Origin of the sequence: Anoxybacillus sp., assembly GCF_036834105.1 — a bacterium.
In the GTDB taxonomy this organism is placed as follows: domain Bacteria; phylum Bacillota; class Bacilli; order Bacillales; family Anoxybacillaceae; genus Anoxybacillus.
Genome location: NZ_DAITON010000137.1, coordinates 1 through 5,984, shown reverse-complemented (window position 1 = coordinate 5,984; position 5,984 = coordinate 1). Strand labels below are relative to the sequence as shown.

Sequence of the window (5,984 nt, the reverse complement as noted above, 5' to 3'; positions counted from 1 at the left end):
TCTTTTAATAGCTCAATGGCTAAACCACAACCGTAACGATTGTCCCACGCTTTCGCCATCACTTTTTTTCCGTTCGCCATCGGTGTAAACGGACAAATCGGCACAATTTGTTGTCCTGGACGAATGCCCATGCGCTCCGCATCAGCGCGATCATCCGCTCCAACATCAATAAGCATATGTTTTATATCCATCGGCTTTTTCCTTTGCTCTTCGTCAAGCAAATGAGGCGGGATCGAGCCGATCACACCAACAATTGGTCCGTGATCCGTTATAATGTGCACGCGCTGAGCTAGCAATACTTGGCTCCACCAACCGCCAAGCGGCTGAAAGCGAATCATTCCTTGTTCAGTGATGGCGGTGACCATAAAACCAACTTCATCCATATGTCCAGCAACCATCACTACTGGTCCATTTTCTTTGCCGCGCTTCACACCAAAAATGCTTCCGAGACGATCTTGCACAATATCATCAGCATATTTTTGTAATTGTTCACGCATGAAAGCGCGCACCGCATGTTCATTTCCCGGCGCTCCTGGCAATTCGGTTAACGTTTGAAACAATTGCAAATCCATCGTGTTTTCCCCTTTCTTTGCTCGCTATTTGTCATTGTAGCGAATTTTACATGTAGTTTCCACTCGCACAATTCGGTATACTAAAAGAAAAATGGAGGAATGTATGATGCGTATAAAAACGTTTCTAACTGGTATCGTTGTCGGTGCGGCGACAGCATACATATGGAATGAGTGGCAACATAACCGATTGATTTCATCTGAGCAAGCGCTTCAAAAAGCAAAACAGGCGTTTCAACAAACAGGTGAGATTACTGGATCATGGATTCAAACGACCGTTGAGACAGTTGAAAAAAATGGCCTTCGCTACAACATTTATCGCGGCGGAATTACCCGTCCCACTGGTGCATATGAATGCCTCATTGATGCAAAAACCGGAACGATTATTGAAGCAAAAAAACTGTAAAACCCAAGCAAAGCAGCTTGGGTTTTACTGACGTTTAAGCGATTCAACGATTTGAAACTCATCGTTCCAACGAACAGCTCGGTAGTACGCATCGTGATAAAATGTAAACCATGCTCTGTTTTCAACTCCGTAAGCTATCCATTTTTGTTTAGCGAAAATGGATGTCATCGGATAATCATCATATGCCATAACCCAAAGTGGATTTTGATGCGCATGTGTCGGCATTAAATCACCGAGATGAATAGCTGTCTCTCCTTCAGATGTAATGATAATAATCGCATGTCCATCGCTGTGGCCGCCTGTATGAACCATCGTAACACCTGGAACAACTTCTAACTGTTCTGCGAACGTATCAACTTGATCAACAATCGCTTCCCAATTTTCTTTCCAATACGTATTACGCGAGCGAATATTCGGCTCCTTCATCTCGGCCCATTCTACTGCTGATGTGATGATGCGGGCGCGCGGAAACACCGGAACGAGCGTGTCTCCCTCCCATTTTGTTAAGCCGCTCGCATGATCAAAATGCAAATGTGTCATTAACACAAGATCAATATCCTCCGGTTTTAAAGAAAGGAGGGCTAACTGTTCCTCTAAAGCCGATTCTTCTGTTACACCAAAATTACGCTTTTTCTTTTCTGTTAGCTTCCCTCGTCCAATCCCCGACTCGATGAGTATATGTTTCCCACCTACCTGCAATAAAATCGGGTCGGTGCGAAGCGGAATTTGGTTATGTTCATTACATGGATATTTTTTTACCCAAAGCGGTTTTGGCACAACGCCAAACATCGCTCCCCCATCTAAATGCGTAATTCCCCCATTCAGCCACGTCATCGTTGCTTGACCGATCGTTAATTTCTCCATCACTTTTCCCCCTTGTCCTCTTTCACTCTCCATTTTAACATTACAAAAATATTCAGAAAAGAGAAAAACCTATGCCCAATTCACGACATAGGTTTCCGATACTTCGCTTCACAACGATAAATAGGGTTTCCTTTTTCAGAAAACTTTTGTTCATATTCTGTCATCACATTTCCTTCGAAGCCGCTTCGATGAAGATCGAGGCTGACGTACTGAAGAACTAAACCGTATTGCGAAAAACTAACAAGGGAATATTCAAACAGCCCGCGATTATCCGTTTTGAAGTGAATTTCCCCTTCATCCACTAAAATGTTTTCATATAGCTCTAAAAATGTACGATAAGTTAAGCGGCGCTTTTCGTGTCGCTTTTTTGGCCACGGATCAGAAAAATTTAAATAAATACGTTCAACTTCCCCTTTGGCAAAAATGTTCGTTAACTCTTTCGCGTTCACATTTAATAAACGCAAATTCGGTAAATCATGATCGATGAGTTTATCAAGCGCACATACGATGACGCTCTCATATAGCTCAATACCGATATAGTTAATGTGTGGATGCATTTTTGCCATTTCCGTAATAAAACGACCTTTTCCTGTCCCAATTTCAATATGAATCGGACGGTCGTTTGAAAATAATTCGTGCCACCGACCTTTATATTGTTCAGGTTGTGGAATGATATATTGTGGATATGCAGCAATTTTTTCTTTTGCCCAAGGCTTATTCCGTAAACGCACGTTTCATCCTCCGTTTCTTTGCATACAAAAAGATCAACATGGCCATATTAATAAGCGAATAGGGGGATGAACATGGCCATTAATCATGAACATCAGTTAACCGTACTAAAAGACATTTTGTCCGAACACCAGCTTGATCGTTCAGGAACAGTAGCGGAATGCGAACAAATTGAGCGCCTTGCCAAATCACTCATGGCAAACAATGCTGTTCATTCTGAAATGAAACAAACGTTGTCTCACATTTACACATATAGTCAAGGCGGAAAAAATGCAACTGACCTATCTTCGCACATCGATCAGCATGAACAACAGCTCGCCGAGTGGATGGATCAATTAACGTAACAAATGTTCAAGGAAATGCAGCAAACGTTGCATTTCCTTTTCGTTATTTCTCCCCTTATGCCACACGAGCAGCGCAATCGTTTGAGCAACCGTATACCATTTCATACGCAACTGCAGTTGTTCATCGAACGCTAAACCGTACTCCTCTAACCAGCTTTCCCATTGCTCTCGTGGAATGTAAGCGTACAATAACATGCCGATATCAATCGCAGGATCAGCAATCATCGCGCTATCCCAGTCGATCAAATAAAGCTGATTGTCTTCTGTCAATAACCAATTGTTATGGTTCATATCACAATGACAAACGACATAATCTGTATAACGCACGTCATCTACATGACGCTCTAAAAATGCAATAGCTTCCGTTACGATCGGGTGTTCTTTCAGCTCATCGCATCTGTTTTCTTTTATTTTTTCCAGCAAACGATTCGGCAACAAAGGCTTTTTGCCAAGTCGCTCCATCATCGCTAACAGTTCTTTTGAGCGATGAATTTTTCGAAGCAATTGAGCAACTTGTTTGCTCGTCATATCGTGCGGTTTTAATTCCCGCGCATGTAAAAACTGTTGTGCTGTAATCACATCTCCATTTTCCATTCGTTTCGTCCATACTAGTTTTGGGACGATTCCTTCAGCTGACAAAACAGCCAAAAATGGGGAAGAATTGCGCTTTAAAAACAGCTTCTTCCCATCATGCTCCGCAATATATGCATCCCCTGTCGCACCGCCTGCGGGGGAGATTTCCCACTCCTTACCTAGTAACTGTTCCAAGTGAGCTCACCTTTCGACTTAGTCAAAATAAAAATAACGATTGTCATCTTACTAGATTTTATCTTTCCTATCGTTCCTCCGTCAACATTGAATTAATACCCACGTACCAATTCCATTTATTTCAACAAACCGTTCATAAACATTCCCTAACCATTCCTTTTCCGAACTAAACATTACTTTCCATTTTCCATCTGCTAGCGGTAACATCGCCTTTTTCTCTTCGTTATGATAAACGACAACAATTTGCTTCCATGGGCCATACACGCCAACATCAACAAGCTGATAAGCAATGACGGATAGATGCGTGTCATAAAATTTCATGTGACGCCGAACTTGATCAGCGGTTAAAAACCGGAACGCACCATGCTTTTTCCGAAGCTCAATGAGTTTCATTATTTCTCGCACATCTTCTTCCCATTTACTTTTCTCATTCCAATCGACTTGGTTCACTTCATCAGGGGCGTTATAACTATTTTCCACCCCTTTTTTCGTCCGATAAAACTCTTGACCGCTATGCAAAAACGGAATACCTTGCGATAATAAAACGATAGCTGTTGCTAGCTTTTGACGCTTCCGTCGAATATATTCACTTTCATGAGCGTTTGCAACGGCCATTTTGTCCCATAACGTATGGTTATCGTGACATTCGACATAATTCACACTTTGCCTCGGGGAGAAAAAGAGGTGGATGCTTCCACGAATCGCTCCGATCACTGCTTCTTTATATGAACAATCTCCTAAAGCGAAGCCTCGCTCATAAATATGAAACGTGCTTCCCTTGACGTAGTCGCGAAAACGATCGTTGAAATATGCAATGCGCGGTGTATGTTTTGCGTTAGCGATTGTCGTCTTTTTTTCGGATGGTAACGGTGTTGCTAAATCCCATCCTTCCCCTAAAATGATAACAGTCGGATCGATCTCATCAATGGCTCGCCGCACATCATTCATCGTATCTATATCTAAAATGCCCATGAGATCAAAACGAAATCCGTCGACGCCGTATTCTTTTAACCAATATGTTACCGAGTCAATAATGAACTTTTTGACCATTTTCCGTTCAGAAGCTAAATCATTTCCTACTCCCGTTCCGTTTGATGGATAGCCATTTCGTTCATAGCGAAAATAATATCCGGGAACAAGATGCTCAAACGATGATGTTTCGCGAACGTATACGTGGTTATATACAACATCTAAAATGACGCGAATGCCTTCCTGTTGGAAAGCACGAATGGCTCGTTTTAACTCGATGATACGCGCATACGGATCATCCGGATCAGTCGCATAGCTTCCTTCTGGAGCATTGTAATGCACTGTATTATATCCCCAATTGTACATCTTAAGCGGCTGAAGTTCATCAACTCCTTCAAAATCTTGCACAGGCATAAGTTGAACGTGCGTCACACCAAGCTGCTTAATATATGAAAGTCCCGTTAATGTTCCGTTTGGGCCTGTTGTTCCGCGCTCCGTTAAGCCAACATATTTTCCTTTTTGTCTCACTCCGCTTTCATGATGAATTGTGAAATCGCGTATATGCATTTCATAAATGATTGCATCCGTCATCGAAATAAACGGAGACATTGGCGGTTTCGGTACGTTTGTCTTTGCAAGATCGACAACAACGCCATATGTTCCATTCACGGAAACAGACTTCGCATAAGGATCAACAGCTTCACGCCAAATAAAGTTCACATACGTCATATACGTGTACAAAAAGCGTTCAACATCATCATAAACAGTATATGTCCATACTCCTTTTTTTTCCCGCACCATGACATAAGTCGTTTCTTCTTTCGTCGCTGGATGAATAAGCTTTAATAACACGCTTGTCGCCGTTGGTGCCCATACTTTAAACGTCGTCTTTTCCGGCTCGTACGTTGCACCAAGATCATTTCCGTCATATGCATACAAATCATCAAACGCTTTCGTGCGCATCACAGCTCCTACTTGCAATGGGGCTTGCCACCCTTCTTCCGTGTAAACGACATATCGCTTTCCTAATTCAACGATAAAAGGAACGAGGCACTCATATTTTATAAATGAATGATGCTTCTCACTTGACCGAATCGTTAAGCGATATGCTGTTTTTTCATCATCGCATAAAAAAAATATCGGCACACGTTTTTGGTCAACATGGCACGGAAATAAAATAGTAATCATTGTCAACTCATCTAAATAAGCTTCAAACGACTGTTGTTTTGGGAGCATGACCGGTCACCAACTTCCGATTTTTCAATCCACTATTTTATGAATTATAACTGTAGATGAGCAAATTTACTAACATAAATTTACAACCAAACAAAAAAA

7 protein-coding genes are annotated in these 5,984 nt (G+C 41.9%); 2 read left to right on the top strand and 5 right to left on the bottom strand.

Going from position 1 to position 5,984, the window contains the following annotated elements; translation table 11 throughout:
• The coding region (locus tag V7Z64_RS11340; protein WP_367178555.1) for a M42 family metallopeptidase at positions 1–572 on the bottom strand (572 nt) is incomplete at its 3' end.
• 103 nt (positions 573–675) lie between these two features.
• On the opposite strand from V7Z64_RS11340, the gene V7Z64_RS11335 reads away from it, so the two are divergent.
• Positions 676–975: a PepSY domain-containing protein gene (locus tag V7Z64_RS11335; RefSeq protein WP_442885205.1), complete on the top strand. Its 300-nt coding sequence runs from the start codon at positions 676–678 to the stop codon at positions 973–975.
• A gap of 24 nt (positions 976–999) precedes the next feature.
• Here V7Z64_RS11335 and V7Z64_RS11330 read toward each other — a convergent pair whose 3' ends face one another.
• Both V7Z64_RS11330 and trmB read right to left on the bottom strand, forming a co-directional pair.
• Entirely contained in the window at positions 1,000–1,839 is an 840-nt protein-coding gene (locus V7Z64_RS11330; protein ID WP_334110457.1) for a YtnP family quorum-quenching lactonase, read from the bottom strand.
• 80 nt (positions 1,840–1,919) lie between these two features.
• Complete coding sequence (gene trmB, locus V7Z64_RS11325; protein ID WP_219985174.1) at positions 1,920–2,570, bottom strand: tRNA (guanosine(46)-N7)-methyltransferase TrmB; 651 nt, start codon at positions 2,568–2,570, stop codon at positions 1,920–1,922.
• Positions 2,571–2,642: 72 nt separating this feature from the next.
• Here trmB and V7Z64_RS11320 point away from each other — a divergent pair, with 72 nt between their 5' ends.
• Entirely contained in the window at positions 2,643–2,912 is a 270-nt protein-coding gene (locus V7Z64_RS11320) for a YtzH-like family protein (RefSeq protein ID WP_003398390.1), read from the top strand.
• Here V7Z64_RS11320 and V7Z64_RS11315 read toward each other — a convergent pair.
• Entirely contained in the window at positions 2,904–3,680 is a 777-nt protein-coding gene (locus V7Z64_RS11315; protein WP_297989602.1) for a phosphotransferase family protein, read from the bottom strand. The genes V7Z64_RS11320 and V7Z64_RS11315 overlap by 9 nt on opposite strands.
• Before the next feature lie 81 nt (positions 3,681–3,761).
• A complete protein-coding gene (gene pulA, locus V7Z64_RS11310) occupies positions 3,762–5,885 on the bottom strand; it encodes a type I pullulanase (RefSeq protein ID WP_334110454.1) in 2,124 nt (707 codons plus the stop codon).
• Positions 5,886–5,984 lie beyond the last annotated feature (99 nt).